At 68.0% G+C, this 16,518-nt stretch carries 17 protein-coding genes; 9 read left to right on the top strand and 8 right to left on the bottom strand.

The genetic code is table 11. The features are described 5' to 3' along the window. Positions 1-12 precede the first annotated feature (12 nt). The 3 genes from JGU66_30305 to JGU66_30295 all read right to left on the bottom strand — a co-directional run bounded on the left by JGU66_30305 (position 13) and on the right by JGU66_30295 (position 2,886). Positions 13-621, bottom strand: coding sequence for a bacteriocin fulvocin C-related protein (locus tag JGU66_30305; GenBank protein ID MBJ6765077.1), 609 nt, complete (start codon positions 619-621; stop codon positions 13-15). Between the two features lie 540 nt (positions 622-1,161). Further along, complete coding sequence (locus JGU66_30300; GenBank protein MBJ6765076.1) at positions 1,162-1,800, bottom strand: CHRD domain-containing protein; 639 nt, start codon at positions 1,798-1,800, stop codon at positions 1,162-1,164. Between the two features lie 123 nt (positions 1,801-1,923). After that, positions 1,924-2,886: an AraC family transcriptional regulator gene (locus JGU66_30295; protein ID MBJ6765075.1), complete on the bottom strand. Its 963-nt coding sequence runs from the start codon at positions 2,884-2,886 to the stop codon at positions 1,924-1,926. A 104-nt stretch (positions 2,887-2,990) separates the two neighbouring features. Between JGU66_30295 and JGU66_30290 the strand changes: the two genes are divergently transcribed. Continuing rightward, the gene (locus JGU66_30290) at positions 2,991-4,382 is read left to right on the top strand and encodes an alpha/beta fold hydrolase (protein MBJ6765074.1); all 1,392 of its coding nucleotides are present in this window, start codon (positions 2,991-2,993) and stop codon (positions 4,380-4,382) included. A 9-nt stretch (positions 4,383-4,391) separates the two neighbouring features. Here the strand turns inward: JGU66_30290 and JGU66_30285 are convergent, their stop codons facing one another. Beyond that, entirely contained in the window at positions 4,392-5,132 is a 741-nt protein-coding gene (locus JGU66_30285) for a TetR/AcrR family transcriptional regulator (protein ID MBJ6765073.1), read from the bottom strand. A gap of 96 nt (positions 5,133-5,228) precedes the next feature. On the opposite strand from JGU66_30285, the gene JGU66_30280 reads away from it, so the two are divergent. Continuing rightward, the gene (locus tag JGU66_30280) at positions 5,229-6,809 is read left to right on the top strand and encodes an FAD-dependent monooxygenase (protein MBJ6765072.1); all 1,581 of its coding nucleotides are present in this window, start codon (positions 5,229-5,231) and stop codon (positions 6,807-6,809) included. Between the two features lie 41 nt (positions 6,810-6,850). Beyond that, a complete protein-coding gene (locus tag JGU66_30275; protein MBJ6765071.1) occupies positions 6,851-7,147 on the top strand; it encodes a hypothetical protein in 297 nt (98 codons plus the stop codon). Positions 7,148-7,274: 127 nt separating this feature from the next. Here the strand turns inward: JGU66_30275 and JGU66_30270 are convergent, their stop codons facing one another. Next, on the bottom strand, positions 7,275-7,601 hold the full coding sequence (locus tag JGU66_30270; GenBank protein MBJ6765070.1) for a hypothetical protein: 327 nt from the start codon (positions 7,599-7,601) through the stop codon (positions 7,275-7,277). 451 nt (positions 7,602-8,052) lie between these two features. Between JGU66_30270 and JGU66_30265 the strand changes: the two genes are divergently transcribed. Beyond that, on the top strand, positions 8,053-9,054 hold the full coding sequence (locus tag JGU66_30265; GenBank protein MBJ6765069.1) for a hypothetical protein: 1,002 nt from the start codon (positions 8,053-8,055) through the stop codon (positions 9,052-9,054). 33 nt (positions 9,055-9,087) lie between these two features. On the opposite strand, the gene JGU66_30260 is transcribed toward JGU66_30265, so the two are convergent. Both JGU66_30260 and JGU66_30255 read right to left on the bottom strand, forming a co-directional pair. Next, entirely contained in the window at positions 9,088-9,609 is a 522-nt protein-coding gene (locus JGU66_30260; GenBank protein ID MBJ6765068.1) for a hypothetical protein, read from the bottom strand. Between the two features lie 97 nt (positions 9,610-9,706). After that, positions 9,707-10,804 (bottom strand): serine hydrolase, encoded by a 1,098-nt coding sequence (locus tag JGU66_30255; GenBank protein MBJ6765067.1) that lies wholly within the window; start codon positions 10,802-10,804, stop codon positions 9,707-9,709. Positions 10,805-10,956: 152 nt separating this feature from the next. Here JGU66_30255 and JGU66_30250 point away from each other — a divergent pair, with 152 nt between their 5' ends. From JGU66_30250 to JGU66_30240, 3 genes are all read left to right on the top strand, one after another. Then, a complete protein-coding gene (locus tag JGU66_30250; protein ID MBJ6765066.1) occupies positions 10,957-12,084 on the top strand; it encodes a hypothetical protein in 1,128 nt (375 codons plus the stop codon). Then, positions 12,081-12,710, top strand: a complete 630-nt coding sequence (locus JGU66_30245; GenBank protein ID MBJ6765065.1) for a response regulator transcription factor — start codon at positions 12,081-12,083, stop codon at positions 12,708-12,710. The genes JGU66_30250 and JGU66_30245 overlap by 4 nt, the downstream gene beginning before the upstream one ends. A gap of 446 nt (positions 12,711-13,156) precedes the next feature. After that, positions 13,157-14,425: a hypothetical protein gene (locus JGU66_30240; GenBank protein ID MBJ6765064.1), complete on the top strand. Its 1,269-nt coding sequence runs from the start codon at positions 13,157-13,159 to the stop codon at positions 14,423-14,425. A 51-nt stretch (positions 14,426-14,476) separates the two neighbouring features. Here the strand turns inward: JGU66_30240 and JGU66_30235 are convergent, their stop codons facing one another. Next, positions 14,477-15,331 (bottom strand): sulfurtransferase, encoded by an 855-nt coding sequence (locus tag JGU66_30235; GenBank protein ID MBJ6765063.1) that lies wholly within the window; start codon positions 15,329-15,331, stop codon positions 14,477-14,479. Positions 15,332-15,434: 103 nt separating this feature from the next. On the opposite strand from JGU66_30235, the gene JGU66_30230 reads away from it, so the two are divergent. Together JGU66_30230 and JGU66_30225 are read left to right on the top strand one after the other, a co-directional pair. Then, on the top strand, positions 15,435-16,187 hold the full coding sequence (locus tag JGU66_30230; GenBank protein ID MBJ6765062.1) for a hypothetical protein: 753 nt from the start codon (positions 15,435-15,437) through the stop codon (positions 16,185-16,187). A 5-nt stretch (positions 16,188-16,192) separates the two neighbouring features. Then, positions 16,193-16,504 carry a hypothetical protein gene (locus JGU66_30225; protein MBJ6765061.1) on the top strand — a complete coding sequence of 104 codons (312 nt, stop codon included), beginning with the start codon at positions 16,193-16,195 and terminating at the stop codon, positions 16,502-16,504. Positions 16,505-16,518: the final 14 nt, after the last annotated feature.

The following is a 16,518-nucleotide window of genomic DNA, read 5'->3' as shown; positions in this document are numbered from 1 at the left end:
TCGGCGACCGGGCTATTTGCAGACGCCATCACAGGGGTAGCGCCACCAGGAACCGCAGCCGCTGCTCTGTCGGTGGCACCTGCCGGGCTGGCACTTGCCGTGGCTGCAGAAGGCGCTCTGGAGGCTGCATTTGCAGAGGTTCGCGGTGGTGAGCGACAGGCCCGGATCCGTGTCGGGCGGCCCCAGCGTCCGCAGGAGCGTCTGGGCCTCCTGCGTGCCGAAGGCCTCGACCACGGCGGCCTCCACCTGGGAGGTGTCCACGGAGGAGGTGGGCACGAAGACGTCCGGGGTGAGCACCGAGAGGACAGCGTCGAGCACCGCGAGCTGCTTCAGCGTGAGCCGAGGATGGTCGCGGCGATAGGTCTGGACGTGCTCGCGCCAGAGCGCGGCCTGCTGCGCGGGGGACAGCACCTGGAAGGCGGCCTCGCGGTACAGCATGGGATGCGTGCTCAACCCATGCAGGTCCGTGGGCACGTTCCCGGACTTCTTCACCAGCCAGGAGACGAACTCCGTATTGTTCCCAGGGCAGTCGTCATCCGCGCGAGCCGTCACGGGCAGAAGACAGACAAGCCCCAACAGGAGAGCGGCCCCTCGTATCGCCAGCGTGCCGAGGTGTCTCATCGAGTGCTCCAGGGATGGGCGGCGGATTCCGCGTTCCACCACCCCTACGCTTCCCCGCAGGCGACTCGCGCCCCCATCCCTCCAATCTCAGACTGAACGACACCCGAGCGCACACCGGTCGACATCCCAGGGGTTGGCCAACCAACGCCCTCGGGCCGGAGTGAGCAATCCCATCATGCTATGTTCGTCAGGCAGCACTTCCACGCGACCCGGGGGAACATCCATGAGAGCAAGCTTGGTTGGCGCAGTGATTCTCGCAGCGCTGTTCAGCGGTTGTGGCGGCAGCGAAAGCGCGGAGCCCCAGAGCCTCGGGATGAGCTCTGCACAGAGCTACCCCGCGACACTGTATTGCGGGGGGACCCTCTGTGACGCGACGGGAAAGTACGGCTGCTGCCAGAATCAGCAAGGGTACGAGGTGTGTCCCGTGCTCGGGCCCGACGGGTATCACTGCCAGTCCTCAGGGGCCCCGGTGACCGCGGCTCGCATCGCGCCTGTAGCCCCACCGCACTGAGCGCATTGGGGCCTGGGCGACTTCGCGATTCAGCGCGACTCCTGCGCGACCATGAGCTGGCCGCGCATCTCGCCGTAGTACGTGTGCGCCTTGGTATGGAGGTTGAAATACAGCACGCCCTTGCGCGCGAGGTACTCCAGGCCTGACAGCGTCCGCGTCTGGTTTGGCAGGCCGATGTCGGACGGGCAGCTCTCCGGAAGCGAGGGCTTCAAGCCCGGCATGTCCTTCACGAAGCGCACGTTCTTGTTGGTCAGCTCCACCACGAGCTTCCCCTGCGAGAACAGCTTCGACGGACTGTCGACCTCGCCGAAGTCCACGATGATGGGCCCCAGGAATCCTGGCGGCCCGCAGTGGATGTGAAACATGAGGATGTCGGCGGGATTGACGCCTTGGATTTCCACCTCGACATAGGCGCGGCTCATGTCGCGGCTGAAGCGCAGCTGCCCGTGCCCCCGAGACTTGCGCTCCTCGCGCGGAATCGACGGGGCCGTGGCCCCCAGGCTCTTCTGGAGCAGCTTCGGCGTCTCGGACTCCTCGCCCGGCTCCTGCGCGGGACTGAGGAAGCTCTCATACGTGACGTAGGTCGTCGCCCCGAGCGCGGGGTCCTTGGCGTGAGCCTCCAGCGAAAGCAGCGGAATCGAGACCGCGAGAACCGTCAGGGCGCGCATGGGCGTTCTCCTCTCTGCAAGGGAGCGTCCTGAGTAGCGCCGTGCGGCCCGCGCTCGAAGTCCAAAGACGGCCAGCGGGTGGCCGGTATCTGTGCAGGGCCGCCCGCGAGCGCCGCGCCCGGCTCAGGCCCCCAGCGCGCTCCCCGCCGAGAACACAGGCCCCCCGGGCGCGTGGCGCAGGCTCCGGCGGAACTCACCGGGCGACTGCCCGATGTGCCGCTTGAACGCCTTGCCGAAAGCGCTGTCCGTCTCGTAGCCCACGGCCTCGGCGATGTCCGCCATGGACGCGTCGCCCGCCATGAGCTGGGTGGCCGTGTGCATCCGCCACCCCGTGAGGTACGAGAGCGGGCTCTCGCCCAGGACCTTCTGGAAGCGCGCCGCGAACGTCGAGCGGGACATGCTCGCGGCCCGCGCCATGGTGTCCACCGTCCACGGATGCTGCGGCCGCTCGTGCAACTGCTTCAAGACCTTGCCGAGCTGCGCGTCCTCCAGCGCGCGCAACCAGCCGCCCTTCTCGCCCGGGAAGGACTCGACGTGCCCGCGCAGCGCCTGGACGAACAGGACATCGGCCAGGCGCGTGGAGACCAGCTCATGGCCCGGCCGGCCCGCTTCCATCTCGGAGGCGACGAGCTGCACCAGCGACTCCACCCACCGCGTCGAGTGACTCCCGTCCCCCTTCATGTGCAGCACGCGAGGCAGGCCCGAGAGCAGGCGGCTCAGCCACGTTCCCCCGAGCCCGAAGCTGAACGAGATGAGCGTCGTCTGGGGCCCCGAACCGCCGTGGCGAAGGACCCCGCCGCACTCGGCTCCGACTTCCGCGTAGAGCTCAGGCAGCGGTCGCGTGGACGTCTTGGGTGAGTCCCGCAGCGCGTGGGGACCCTTCCCCAGGATGAACACCCAATCCCCCGCCGCCAGCGGGATCCGCTGGCCATCGACCTCCAACCAGCACCCCCCGCGAGACACCGCGTGGAAGAAGCCCGGGTGCTCCAGGTCGAGCGAGATGCCCCAGGGCGCGCTCAACTCCAACCGCCCGTACACCTCGGTCTTCAACTGCAGGCTGCGCAGCGCATCCGCCAGGACATCCATTTCCCGCTCCCGCCTTGGACGATTGGACCAGAGATGCGGAGTTTCGCACATGGTTCGTCCGGATGCATCGGACTACTTCTACGCCATCGAAGGGAGTCCAGACCATGCAGACAGAGACCTCGCAGTCCTCATCGCCCTCCTCCATCCCCGAGCCCGTTCGCGTGCTCGCGGCCGGACTGGCCACCGCCATCCCCGTCGTGCTCGTCACCACCCTCGCGGTGCACACCGCGCCCCACGTCCAGGGCATCGGCTTCTTCCCCGCGCTCCGCTACGCGGTCCTCACCCCGCTGTCCGTGGCGCTCGCGCTCGCCGCGGCCGCGCTCTATCGGTTGCTCGTCTCGCGCATCGCACGCCCGCGCGCCGTCCTGGGGGCGGTGCTCGCCAGCCTCGGGCTGGTGACCGTGAGCGCCATGGGCATCGCGGGCCCCGCCGGGCTGGTCAAGGCCGCCCTCCCCGCCGTGGCGGTGGGTGCGCTCGCACTGGCCTGGCTCACGCCGCGCGCCGTCCAGCGGACACCTCGCTCGCGCATCGGCCTCGCCGGGCTCCTGTTGCTCGGGGCGCTGGAGGGCTGGGCCTTCGTCGCCGCGTCCGCCCATGAGCCTTCCGCGCCCCAGGACACGAGCGTCGCCTTCGATGTCCCTCGCGAGCTGTTCGACGCGGCCCCCAAGTTCGTCAATCTCCCGAGCGGCGCGCGCATCCACTACGTCGACGAGGGCACGGGCCCCACGCTCCTCTTCCTGCACGGCAATCCCGCCTGGTCCTTCCAGTGGCGCACGCTCATCCAGGGACTGCGGGGCTCGTATCGCACCATCGCGCTCGACTACCCCGGCTTCGGAATGTCCGAGGCGCCCAAGGGCTATGGCTTCACGCCGCGCGAGCAGAGCCACGTCGTCGAGGAGTTCGTCGAGCAGCTGCAGCTCCATGACGTGACGCTCGTGATGCAGGACTGGGGCGGCCCCATCGGCCTGGGCTTCGCCACCCGCCGGCCCGAACTCGTGCAGCGCATCATCCTGGGCAGCACCTGGGCGTGGCCCACGCAGACGAACGTGCCGCGCGGCATCTTCTCCGTCATCGCCGGTGGCCCGGTGGGGGAGTTCTTCCAGATGAACTTCAACGGGTTCGCGTCGTTCGGACTCCAGAACGGCATCGTCCGCAAGCTGGCGTCGCAGGAGCTGGACACCTACCTGCGGCCCTTCGTCCCGCTGGAGCGCCGAGGCATCGCGGCGTTCTACCCGCGCCAGATCACCGCCGCGACCGACTACTTCACCGAGGTGGAGACCGCCCTGCCCCGACTCGCGAACAAGGACGCCCTCATCTTCTGGGCGCTCAAGGACGAAGGCTTCCCCCGCGAGGACCTGGAGCACTTCCAGCGCGTCTTCCCGCGGAACCGGACGCGCGAGTTCGCGGAGGCGAATCACTTCTTCTTCGAGGACACCGCGCCGCAGATGCTCCCGGAGATCCAGGCGTTCCTCTCCGCCCCCATCTCCAGCCGCTGACGTGCGCTGTCACTTCTTGCGACGCGGCAAGCGCGTGGCGAGGCCCTCCAGGATGCACTCCAATCCCTGGTCGAACGCGACGTCGAACGAGGGATGGGTGGCCTCGCGCATCACCTTCTCCAGCATGGGGAAGCGGCCCGTGGCCACCATGCGCTCGAGATAGGGCGACGTGGCCTCCTGCCACTCCTTCTTGGTCATGCCGCTCTCTCGCTCCGCGCTCCGCTCGCTGGCCTCGTTCCGGATGGCACCAATCACGAAGGCGTTGACGGTGCCCACGGCCTGCAGAATCGCGTCGACGCTCTCGAACCCGGGCGTCCCATCCAACGCCGCGAGCGCCGCCTCCAGGTACGCCAGGGCGTGAGGCCCCAGGTGGATCCGCCCGACCAGCAGGTCCACCAACCACGGATGCTCGTGCGCTGCCCGCCGCGTGCGGTGCGCCATGGCCCGGAGCGCCTCGCGCCAGGAGCCTCGCAGCGGGCCCTCGGCCACCAGCTCCCCGTAGACAGCGTCCACCATGAGCTCCAGCAGCTCCTCCTTGGTGGACACGTAGCCGTAGAGGCGCATGGGCCCGGCATCCAACGCCGCCGCCACCTTCCGCACCGACACCGAGGCAAGTCCCTCCGTGTCGGCCAGGGTGAGCGCGGCTCGCACAATCCGCTCGCGGCTCAGCGGCTCGGGCTTCGGGCGAGGGGCCGGCTCGGGGCGCTCCCAGATGAGGGCGGACTCCGGCTCGCGCGGCTTCTGGCTCATTCGGGCCCTCTATCCGCTCCCTGCCGACATTGACAACCCGCCCGGCCTGGATACGGTGTATCGAGCGATACACCGTATCGAAAGGACGGTACCTCAATGGAATCCACCCCAGTGCTCATTGTTGGAGGCGGGCTGGTCGGCTTGTCCGCTTCGCTGTTTCTCGCGTGGCGCGGTGTCCCGTGCGTGTTGGTCGAGCGCCACCCGGGCAGTTCGCCGCACCCTCGGGCGATTGGCTACACGGCGCGAACGCTGGAGCTGCTGCGCGCGGTGGGGCTGGAGGAGCGCATCCCGCCCATCCCCGCGAACTTCCAGCTGCGCCGCGCGCGCGTGGAGAGCCTCGCGGGCACCTGGTTCGAGGAGTCTCCGTGGACGCCCGCAAGCCGCTCGGAGGCCCAGGTGGAGCAGTCACCGTGTCGCGGCGCGGCCATCGCGCAGGACTGGCTCGAGCCCCTGCTGCGTGAGCGCGCCATCTCGCTCGGGGCCGACATCCGACTGGAGACCGAGTTGCTCCGATTCGAGCAGGACGCCACGGGCGTCACCGCCACCGTGCGCCGTCGAGGCGGGGGTGAGTCCACGCTGCGCGCGGCGTATGTCATCGCGGCGGATGGCCACCGCAGTCCGGTGCGCGAGGCGCTCGGGATTGGCCGCTCCGGACGCGGCCACATGCGAACGGTGCGCAGCGTCCTGTTCCGCGCGTCGCTCGACGAGTACCTCCAGGCCGGAGTGCGTCAGTTCCAGATTGAGCAACCCGGGTTCGAGGCGTTCCTGACCACGTATGGAGATGGCCGCTGGGTGCTCATCTTCTCGGATGACGAAGAGCGCGACGAAGTCACGCTGCGCGCGCTGATCGCCCGGGCCATCGGCCGCGCCGACCTGGACATCGAGCTGCTCACCACGGGCCGCTGGGAGCTGAGCGCGCTCATCGCGGACCGCTTCGCCTCGGGCCGCGTCTTCCTCGCGGGCGACGCCGCGCACACGCTCCCGCCCAGCCGGGGAGGCTATGGCGCGAACACGGGCATCGACGATGCCCACAACCTCGCGTGGAAGCTCGCGGCGGTGCTCTCCGGAGCCTCGGAGCCAGGGCTGCTCGACACCTACGACGCGGAGCGCCGGCCCATCGCCTGGCTGCGGCATGATCAGATCTTCGCGCGCCCGGACTACCGAGCCGAGGCCGCGGGCGTGGCCCAGAACACGCCCATCTACGATGACGACGCGATGGAGTTCGGGCAGCTCTATCGCTCGACCGCGGTGCTGGGGGCCACCTCCGAGCTGCCCCCCGCGCGCCGGCCCGAGCAATGGGCCGGACAGCCGGGCACGCGCGCACCGCACCTCTGGGTGCGACAGGATGATGCGCGGCGCTCCACGCTCGACCTGCTCCAGCGCGGCTGGGTGCTCGTCGCCGAGGACGCGGCCTGGGCCACCGCCGCCACGCATGCCTCGCGGGCCGTGGGCATTCCCGTCGCGTGGCTGAACATCGGCACCACCGTGCAGCCAGAGGACCTCTCCGCGTTCCGCTCGGCCTACGGCGTGAGCCCGGGAGGCGCCACGTTGATCCGCCCCGATGGATACATCGCGTGGCGCGCGATCGACCTGCCTGACTCACCGGCCCAATCCCTTGCGGAGGCACTCTCCACAACGGCTTGCGTCACGCCACGCGTGAGTCAGCCACGCACCTGACCCGTGCTAACTTGTTTCTCCGGCTTTCAATGGAGACCAACATGAACGTGTTGCGAACTGCGTTGTTCACCGGTGTGGGCTTCCTCCTCTCCCTGGCGCCGCTCAGCGCCCAGGCCGCCATCTCCTGTGACGCGTGCGACTGCGAGACGCCCTGTGCCACCCGGTGCGTCTCGGGGCACCGGCTCACCTACTGCGCGGACTTTGGACTGACGTGCAAGGAACAGTGCGTGGGCGTGGCGGGCGAGCAGCACGCTTCGCGGGATGACGCGGCGCAATCCCAGTCCATCTGCCGTGAAGACTTGCAGGCCGAGGAAGCGGCGGCCCGCGCGAAGAGCTGAACCCGGGTGGCGCGCGTGGAGCGCCTTTCGCGCCTCCACGTCGCGCCGCGGCGGGCTGTCGAACGAGCGCACCCGGGCCGCGAGGCCAGACATCCAGCAGCCTGCGCGCCCGGGCGAGCGGCATCGCTCACTGGATGGAGAGATTGGCATTCCGCCAGATGCCATCCGTGCCCTGGATGGATCCGCTGAACGAGCCACTCGTCACACCCGTGAGCTGGAAGGTGCGCTCCGTGCCAACGTAGACGCCCCCGCTGAAGATGGGGCTGGTGCTCGTCCAGGTCACGGCCGTTCCCGCGAAGGAGCCATAGAAGGCACCCGTGCTGTAGTACTCACGAGTCTTGACGGTGACGTTGCCGTTGAAGTTACCCGTCGTCGTCGTCTTGCCCGACGTCCCCTCGCACCCGATGGTCGCGTCGCACACCTGGAAGATGGTGAGGGAGGACGTCCCTGCCATCGCGGACTTCTCGCCCCGGGGCTCAGCTTGCGTCGACGTCTCGGGCTGAGTCGGCTCACCTGTCTCCGGGCCACACCCCATCATCGACAGACCGAGAAACACTACCGCGGCCGTGCTCACAGCCAGACGTGGATGCATCATGTCAGGACCCCCTGGGCGCACTCGAACCGGAATGGGCCGAGCACGTCGCAATAGCATACGTCTCCCAGTCAACACTTCAATCCCCCAATCACAGTCTTCGCGCGGGTCATCTTCGCGTCCCCCGAGTCAGTCACGGACTCTGGGTTGGAGCGGCCATGTGTCTGCACCCACCCGGTACGAAACATTCGGGACGCTGGCGGGGCCCTCCACGCAGGAGCCCCAGGCGCCTCTCGCCGCCATGGGTCATTCGCGGCCTCGCAGCCCTGTCTTTCGTGCAATCGCGGGACACGGGCGACGTATCCTCGACACCATGCGACTTCGTCCCCAGTGGCTTCTCCTCTCGCTCACGGTTGCCTGCGCCACCGCGCCCACGGCTCCGACGGCGACGTCCACTCCCGCGCCCACCCCGGGCAAGCCCCTCGCGCTGCCAAGCCAGCTCAAGGAGGGCCGGTTCATCGTCCACCCCCGCACCTCCACCGGGAAGGAGCTGGCGCTCTTCACGGACACGGGCGGAGGCCTGTACTTCGCCGAGTCCGCGGTCCGGGCACTCGGGCTCCCCATGGAGGGCGAGGCGAGCACGACGGGCGCGCCCGCGCGTCCCACCGTCCGCATCCCGGCCTTCAGCGCCGAGGCCTGGATCCCTCCCCTGACCAACGAGACGATTTCGGCCGCCGTCATGCCGGAGGGCATCGCGAAGGCAAACACGTTTGATTGGGACGGCATGCTCGGCCAGGCGTGGTTCGCCGGGCGGGTGTGGACCTTCGACTATCCCAACCAGAAGCTCTGGCTGCGCGCGCCCGGAGATGTCCCCACCGTCGACGCCTCGCACCGCGTCTCCCTGGGCTTCCCGACCAACGCCGAGGGAGCGCGCGAGACGAACTTCCCCCGCATCCAGATCAAGGTGGATGGGGAGACGCTGGACCTCCTCTTCGACACGGGCGCGTCGGTGCTGCTGACGCAGGGAGCCCAGGACGCGCTCGCGGACGGACGCCCGGCGGACCGGGCCACGAGCTTCATCACCCGCTCCGTCTTCGAGCGCTGGCACCAGCACCATCCCGAGTGGCGCGTCGTGGAGGACGCGGACCGCCGCGTCCCCCACTCGTCGCTCATCGAGGTGCCGTCCCTGGAGGTCGCCGGCCATACCGTGGGCCCGGTCTGGTTCACGACGCGAGCCGATCCGAACTTCCACCAGGGCATGTCCCAGTTCATGGACAAGACCGTCGAGGGCGCGCTGGGAGGCAGCGCGCTGGGCTACTTCCGCGTGACGGTGGACTATCCCCAGGCCGTCGCGGTGTTCGAGCGGCTCCCCTGAGCCGCTCGGGACGGAGGTCGGAGCGCGGCCGGGTTACGGGGCCTGACTCGCCAGGGGCGGGCTGACACCCTCGACGCGCGTGCGGCCGTCCTTTCCCACCTCCAGCCGGATCTGCGTCTTGCCTGCGGCGTCGCGCACCTCCACGGTCGCGGCGCCGCTCTCGTTGATGCCCAGGGTGATGCGCTCCTGCGGTGCGCTGCCGTCCTTCGAGCGCATCTCAATCAACGGTCGCCCGTTGAGGGTCGAGACGCAGACCGCCTCAAAGCCCTCCGCATTGTCAAAACACAGGCCGTGGAAGCCGCGCTCGTCCAGCATGGCCAGTCCACCCATCTCGTGGCCCGATGCGTCCAGGAACTGGAAGCCATAGCCCGGCGCGATCCGCGGCCCCGGGAGGGGCGCCCCGATGCGGACGCGTGTCTGACCTTGCGCATCCACGATGTTCAACTCCCGAACACTCATCGATGTCGGCGGCGGTTGACCGGTACAACCCCACAGCGAACCCGCCACGAAAACCACGCCCAAACCCGACGAGCATCGACCGAATGAACCGCGCATGTTCAGAGCGACCTTTCTGGAGTGCGAACCCACCTCGAGGATTCCGCGCCGGCAGAATGGAGGAGCCCAGAGCCCAATCGCAAGCAGCCGAAGGCATTCACTGCGCGCCAAGGCGTGGCGTGGTGGCCTGGACCATCCAGTGATGCAACTGCTGGTGGTCCTTTCGCGAGCCGTCCTGCCCCAAGGCCATGAACAGTCCCATCTGGAGCAGGGAGCGACCCGTGTCGGTGCGCGACACCACCGTCACGTCGTTCCTGGCATCGACAATCATGAACTGGCCGCCCCATCCATCCGCCCACACCACCCCATCATCCTGGTCCACCCACCAGAGATAGCCATAGGCATCGAACGGCCACTGCCCCGTCGCCCGGGACAGCGACGCGGTGCTCTCCGCGATCCATGCCGCGGGGATGAGCTGCTGGCCACCCCAGCGGCCTTGATGGGCATACAAGGCGCCAAACCGGGCGAGGTCTTCCGCGGACATGAAGATGACGAACTGCCGGTGCTCGGAATAGCGAGGCTGTTCATAGATGACGTGCTCGGGACGGAAGGTCTTCATTCCCAGGGGCGTGGCGAGCCACTCGAACAGCGCCTGCCCGATGCTCATCCCCGTCTGTCGCTCGAAGATGACGCCCAGGACGTTGAAGTCCCAGTTGTTGTAATAGAAATACGAACCCGGAGCGTGCGAGCCCCTTTGCGGCCGGCCGTCCTTCATTCCCTTCACCTCCCCAGCCGCCTCGAGGTAGATGCCCGAGCGCGCCATCAAGAGGTCCTTCACCGTCGCGTGCTTCTCGACCTGCGTGAGGGGCGCCTTCGCGTCGTCGATGCCCAGCTCCTCCAGCGTCTGGTTCAAGCGAATGAGGCCCTTCTGGACCGCAATCCCATACAGCCCGCTCAGCAGGCTCTTGCGCACCGAATGGGTGTTGATGGGCAGGTCCACCTGTCCCCAGCGGGCGATGAGCCGCTCGCCCTTCAGCGCGGTGAAGGCTGCGAACGGCGTCTCCGCGGGAAGGCCGTCCAGGGCCCGTCTGACTGACGTGGGGTCCGTCACCTCGGCTGGCAACAGCTCCACCGCGGACACATTCTGCGGCCCCGCGCGAACTCGCGGGTACGCCACGACGCAGACCGTGCCCACCAGGAGCGGAACAAGCAGCCAGCCCACGACCTTCCAGGGACCTCGACGAAGAGCCTTCATCCATGACCTCGAGCAGGAGGAGGAACCACGCGAGCACCCTGCCAGTCGGGCCTCGTCACCGAACGGGCCGGTCGTCACGACCTGGACGTGCCGGAAGTCACATTCCCTCCCCGCGGCTTGCTCAGGTCCCGGGCGTACCCGATGCTTTCGCCATGTCGCGCCGCTTCCTCGTCTTGCCGGCACCGTTCGTCCTGGTGTCGCTCCTCGTGTGGCTGACCATTGGAATCGAGCTGTGGAGTCGTCCCCTCTTCGGCACGGGGCTCGTCGCGAAGTCCTCGCTCGAGCTGGTCGCGGCGGGGCTTCACGCGGGGCTGCTCGTCTTCTTCCTCGCGGCGGTCCTCATCCCCTCCCGAGCCGTGGCGCGATGCGGCTGGATGGCAGGACAGGCCCTGTGCGTGATGGGGCTCCTGGCCGTCGTGCGCTACAACTCGGCCGCCGTGCTGCTCATCATCGTCGCGGGACAGGCGGCCCAGTGGCTGGAGCGCACGTGGATCGCCGCCGCCCTGCTCGCCGTCAACGTCGCGATGTATGGTGTGGTCCGAGCCCTGTGGAGCGACCTTCCCTCGCCGTTGCTGCACGTGTTGTTGCACGCGAGCTTTCAACTCTTCGCGGTGGCACTCATCTGGTTCGCGAGGTCTGCGGAGGAAGCGCGCGAGCGATTGGCGCACATCAACGCGGACCTCCTGGCCACCCGAGCCCTGTTGTCAGACAGCGCGCGAGACGCGGAGCGACTGCGGATGGCCCGCGAGCTTCACGACGTGGCCGGGCACAAGCTCACGGCGCTCGTCCTCAACCTGCGGGCCGTGGCGCAGGACGGGCCTCTGGACTCACGGCTGGTCCAGGCCCAGACACTCACCACGGAGCTGCTCACCGAACTTCGGGGAGTGGTCCAAGCGCTGCGCGCCGAACGAGGGTTCGACCTGGAGACCGCGATGCATGCCCTGGCCGCGCCATTGCCCGGCACGCGGCTGTCGCTCGACCTCGCGCCCGATCTGCACATCGAGGATCCGCGTGTCGCGGAGGCCCTGCTGCGAGTGGTCCAGGAAGCCCTCACCAACAGCGCACGCCACGCCGAGGCGACGTGCTTGAGCGTCGGCGTCTCGCGCGACGGCTCCCAGGTGAGGCTTCGCATCGACGATGACGGACGCGTGCGAGAGCCCCTGAAGCCCGGCCATGGACTCCAGGGGATGCAGGAGCGACTGCGAACGCTGGGAGGCGATCTCACCACCCGCATCACCGCGCGCGGCTCGCTCCAACTGGAAGGCTGGCTGCGGGGATGAGTCCCCGCCTCGCCTTGGCGGACGATCAATCCTTGGTGCGCGCCGGCCTGCGCGCCCTGCTGGAGCGCCGCGGCCTCACGGTGGTGTTCGAAGCGGAGGATGGCGCCAGCCTGCTCGCGGGACTGGCCACCCAGCCCGTGGATGTCGTGTTGATGGACGTCCGCATGCCCGGCGTGGATGGCATCCAGGCGCTGCGAACCTTGCGAGAGCGAGGCGACCAGACACCGGTGCTCATGCTCACGACGTTCGATGACGCCGAGCAGTTCCTCCGAGCCTCCGAGGCGGGAGCGCAAGGCTTCCTCCTGAAGGACGTCGAGCCGGAGGAACTCGAGGAGGCCATCCTGCGACTCGCCCGGGGCGAGACGCTCTTGCAGCCCGTCAGCACCACACCGGTGCGGGCCCGTTTTCAGTACCACGCGGACGACGCCCCACGCGCCACGTTCACCGAACGCGAGGTGAGCATCTTGCGGCTGATGGCCGGGGGCTATTCGAACCGCGAGATTGCCCGTGCCCTCTTCCTCGCGGAGGGGACGGTGAAGAATTACGTGTCCATCATTCTCGACAAGCTCGACATGAGGGACCGGACGCGAGCGGTGCTGAAAGCCATCACCCTGCGGGTCATCTGAGTCCGAGCGAGTCATGACAGCGCCGTTCGCCTGTCGATGAGACGGCAGCACGCGCCGACGCTCACCTCCCGCATCTCTTGGCAGCGCGACGCGCAACCACCGCATCGGATGGTTCGTTGAGCGAGTGACGAAGAGATTCATGGCGGTCGCGGCCCAAACTCCTTGCATCGGAAATCCTTGCTCAGACCAAGCAACCCAAGAAAATAAAGCAAAAGATCATAGACCCTCCAAGACATCCGCGCGTTAAGGATTAGGCCTGAGTGAATCCCTCACCAGGGCCGGCGTGGCCGGACCTGCCGACCCATCAACAAGGTACGCGACCGATGCGGAACAAGAGTTGTTTCCCCTGGATGCTGATGCTGAGCGGACTGACGCTGTTCTCTGCTTGCGAGCATGAGCCCAGACCTGTCGAGGTCATTTCCTCTCACGGACCTGGCGACCTCGCGTTGCTGATCGAACGAGAGGGAGGCACAGGTCCCTACGTCGCAAGTACAGCGGAGCACTTCCGGGTCGTCACCTCGGGAGAAGCGCTCAAGGCGGTGCGCTGGAGCGCCACCGCGGGTGCCTTGCAGCCCGACGCGGAGCGCGTCACCTGGACGTTGCCCCCGGCGGGGACCGCTTCCTTGTCCGTCACCGTCGAGACGGAGTCCGGGAAGACGGCGGAGGGCGCGTTCCACTTCAGCGTGGTGACCTCTCCCCTCGCCGCCAGCACGGCGATCGACACGGGGCCGGACGTCACGGGTGGCAACTGCGAACTCGCGTTCGACGACGCGGGCAAGGGGCATGTCGTCTACACGAACGACACCCACAACAGCCTCTGGTACGGGCTCTGGGACGGCACGACCTGGAAGACGGAGCAGATTGACGGCCCCGGATTCAACACCGGCGGCACCTTCATCACGAAGCCCGTGCTGGCGCTCGACGCGGCCACGGGCACGCCGCACGTGGGTTACCTCAAGGGCGCGGGCGTTCTCTCCACCGCGACGCTGCGCGTCGGGTATGCCACGCGAGCGAATGGCGCGTGGATTCGCGAGAATCTGGACTCCGGGGCGACGACCAAGATTGGCATCGCGCTCAACCCCGCGCAGGGCAAGCAGCCGGCCATCGTCTTCGCCAACAACTACGTGGGGACCCTGCGGGTCGCGACCCGGACGGCGGCCAACACCTGGCCCATCGCGGCGCCGACCCTCAACACCTCTCACCTCACGGGTGAGCCCGTCTTCGATGCGAGCGGGGCGCTGTATGTCATGACGAACCAGATCAACAATCCCGCCGTCAACTACCTCCGCGTCATCCGGGGCACCGTCGTCGATTCCTTCCGAGTGGAGGAGACCGGCACCGTCTCGCCCTGGCTCGCGATGGTCTGGGGTCAGGACCAGCACCTCCTCGCGCTTGCCAATGGGATCCCTGAAGGTGGCTGGTCCGCCATCGATGACATCACCTTGGGAACACCGCTGACGGCCAGCACCGTGAGTTCCTCCCCCGTCGACTACAAGTTCGACGCCTCGGACCTTGCGTACGGCGGGGGAAAGCCCGTCGCCGTCCTCCGCACTGGAACGACCCTGGAACTCAGCACGCCGGACGCGCAGGGGCTCTGGACCTATACCCAGTTGGGAACCGTGGATGATGGCATGCGCCCGAGCGTGGCGATCCGTCCCACGGACGGCACGCCGCATGTCTGCTATCAGCGGGGCGGGAAGGTGAGCTTCCAGTAGCCTTCCGCCAGCGGGTGCCAGCTTCGAAGCCGAGGCTGGCGCCTCCCCGCGCTAGGTCGTGACCACGGGCCGCGAGGAAGGCAGCCCCCATTCGCTCCAGGAGCCATCGTAGACCGCGAGGTGCTGACGCCCCACCGACGCGGCGGCGAGCGCCAGGATGCACGCGGTCACCCCGGAGCCGCAGGTGAAGATCAGCCGCTGTTCAGGCGCGACCTTCGAGGCGAACAGGGCCGCCAGCTCCGCGGTGGGGCGCATGTGGCTCCGAGCCTGGACCTGATTGAACGGCAGATTGAGGGCCTGGGGCATATGCCCGGGCCGGAGCCCTGCCCGGGGCTCCGGCTCGCGTCCGGAGAAGCGGCCTTCCGAGCGTGCGTCCAGCACCGCGAAGGTCTTGTCCTCCAGCGCGGCCGCGACCTGTTCGGCATCACAGAACAACTGCGGCCGAGGATGCGCGATGAAGTGACCGGGCTCGACGGATGGACCGACAAGGGGCTGGGTGGAATGGCCGGCCTCCAGCCATGCGGGAAGGCCGCCATCGAGCACTGCCACCTGCTCATGGCCCATGGCCTTGAACATCCACCAGGCACGCGGGCTGGAATAGACGCCCACGCGGTCATAGACCACGAGGAGGCTGTCATTCGACACGCCCAGCGCACGAACCTCCCGCTCGAAGAGTTCGGGCGGCGGCATCATGTGGGGGAGCGTCGTGTCCGGGTCGCAGATCTTCTTGTCGAAATCAAAGACTCGCGCCCTAGGAATGCGCGCCTCCGCCTCGGGGCTCGGGGCCGGACTGCCGCGCACGACCGGCTGGATGCTGGCATCCAGCACCACCAGTCGAGGATGGTGAAGGTGATCCGCCAACCAGCGAACGGAGACAAGGGGGCCTGGCAGGACGGGCGTTGTCATCGACATCCCTCGGGATAGGAGCGACAGCGCGTGAGTCTAGAGCGGCCGTGGGCGCGTGCGCGCGAAAAGGCACGTGCCTGTTCACGCTGGATAAGATGCGCCCATGCTCCTTTCCAAGAACGACTTCCTGTCGCGCGCGGAGGCCACGCTCGCTCGACTGGACGGTGCCCTCCGAGATGCGCTCTCCCATCAGGGGACACCCCTGGTCACGACCCTCGGGAGGGCGTTCCCCAAGGACGCGCCCCTTCAGCCCGCCGCGCTCGCGAAGGCGCTGTGCCCCGGGCCCGTGTCGCATGTCGGCTTGGCCGCCGTGGTGATGCGCGAGGTCCTCGAGCCCGTGGACGCCGTGCTGGAGGCGGCGCTCTCCAAGGCGACGGTCGTGACGGGCAACGCGAAGGCTCCTGGCTCACTGCTCGTCACCTGTCCCCTCCTCGTGCTCGGAGACCTGGTGGTCGATGGATTCCTGGACGACTGCGGACCGGATTCGACCATCGTCGTCCTGGGCCGCTGTGTCGCGCACGGCCTGCGGACGTCGGGGAACTTCCTGGTCCTGGGCGACCTGGTGGTCCGGGACGTCATCCAAGGCGTCTACAACGACGAGAGCCTCATCGTGGCGGGCAACTTGGAGACGCGCTTCCTGGATGAGAATGATCACGAGGTCGCGTGCTACGGAGAATTCCGCACGGAGCACCGCTTCGAGAACGGGCGATCCGATGAGGAGGCCACATCACAGGCCTCCACCTTCCTGGTACCCGGCCTCTGGAACATCGACCTCGGAGAAATCGACCACGACGAGCTCTTCGAGCGCATCCGAAGGAACGAACCGGTCTTCACCGAAACGAAGACGCACCCTTGAGGTGAATGGACTTCGGGGACGTGGCCTACCGCACCCCGGTCGAGTCCCTGGGATTGATCCCTCCATCGAAGACGGAGGACTGGACACTGCTGGGATACGACGTCGCCGACGCGGGCCTCACGAGCGGCCTGTCGAACTGCGGGTATCGGCCATCCGAACTCGCGCAGCTCCGAGCGTCGTGGGCCGCTCAGCTCAACGGGCATCACCTCTTCGAGGAATTTGGGAGCGCCCTTGCCTTCAGGGACGTGACCGCTCGCCGCGTCCCGGAGCACGCCCCCTTCTTCGTGTACGCGCTGTGGCGTGACGACTCAGGGTGACGGCGCGGCGTCCA

This window comes from Myxococcaceae bacterium JPH2, assembly GCA_016458225.1.
In the GTDB taxonomy this organism is placed as follows: domain Bacteria; phylum Myxococcota; class Myxococcia; order Myxococcales; family Myxococcaceae; genus Citreicoccus.
This window is presented reverse-complemented; position numbering and strand designations above follow the sequence as displayed.

Excerpts from the sequence above, each read along its gene's own strand:
- JGU66_30305 (MBJ6765077.1), bottom strand. The coding sequence starts at position 621 with ATGAGACACCTCGGCACGCTGGCGATACGAGGGGCCGCTCTCCTGTTG.
- JGU66_30300 (MBJ6765076.1), bottom strand. The coding sequence starts at position 1,800 with ATGCGCGCCCTGACGGTTCTCGCGGTCTCGATTCCGCTGCTTTCGCTG.
- JGU66_30295 (MBJ6765075.1), bottom strand. The coding sequence starts at position 2,886 with ATGGATGTCCTGGCGGATGCGCTGCGCAGCCTGCAGTTGAAGACCGAG.
- JGU66_30290 (MBJ6765074.1), top strand. The coding sequence starts at position 2,991 with ATGCAGACAGAGACCTCGCAGTCCTCATCGCCCTCCTCCATCCCCGAG.
- JGU66_30285 (MBJ6765073.1), bottom strand. The coding sequence starts at position 5,132 with ATGAGCCAGAAGCCGCGCGAGCCGGAGTCCGCCCTCATCTGGGAGCGC.
- JGU66_30280 (MBJ6765072.1), top strand. The coding sequence starts at position 5,229 with ATGGAATCCACCCCAGTGCTCATTGTTGGAGGCGGGCTGGTCGGCTTG.
- JGU66_30275 (MBJ6765071.1), top strand. The coding sequence starts at position 6,851 with ATGAACGTGTTGCGAACTGCGTTGTTCACCGGTGTGGGCTTCCTCCTC.
- JGU66_30270 (MBJ6765070.1), bottom strand. The coding sequence starts at position 7,601 with ATGGCAGGGACGTCCTCCCTCACCATCTTCCAGGTGTGCGACGCGACC.
- JGU66_30265 (MBJ6765069.1), top strand. The coding sequence starts at position 8,053 with ATGCGACTTCGTCCCCAGTGGCTTCTCCTCTCGCTCACGGTTGCCTGC.
- JGU66_30260 (MBJ6765068.1), bottom strand. The coding sequence starts at position 9,609 with ATGCGCGGTTCATTCGGTCGATGCTCGTCGGGTTTGGGCGTGGTTTTC.
- JGU66_30255 (MBJ6765067.1), bottom strand. The coding sequence starts at position 10,804 with ATGAAGGCTCTTCGTCGAGGTCCCTGGAAGGTCGTGGGCTGGCTGCTT.
- JGU66_30250 (MBJ6765066.1), top strand. The coding sequence starts at position 10,957 with ATGTCGCGCCGCTTCCTCGTCTTGCCGGCACCGTTCGTCCTGGTGTCG.
- JGU66_30245 (MBJ6765065.1), top strand. The coding sequence starts at position 12,081 with ATGAGTCCCCGCCTCGCCTTGGCGGACGATCAATCCTTGGTGCGCGCC.
- JGU66_30235 (MBJ6765063.1), bottom strand. The coding sequence starts at position 15,331 with ATGACAACGCCCGTCCTGCCAGGCCCCCTTGTCTCCGTTCGCTGGTTG.
- JGU66_30230 (MBJ6765062.1), top strand. The coding sequence starts at position 15,435 with ATGCTCCTTTCCAAGAACGACTTCCTGTCGCGCGCGGAGGCCACGCTC.
- JGU66_30225 (MBJ6765061.1), top strand. The coding sequence starts at position 16,193 with ATGGACTTCGGGGACGTGGCCTACCGCACCCCGGTCGAGTCCCTGGGA.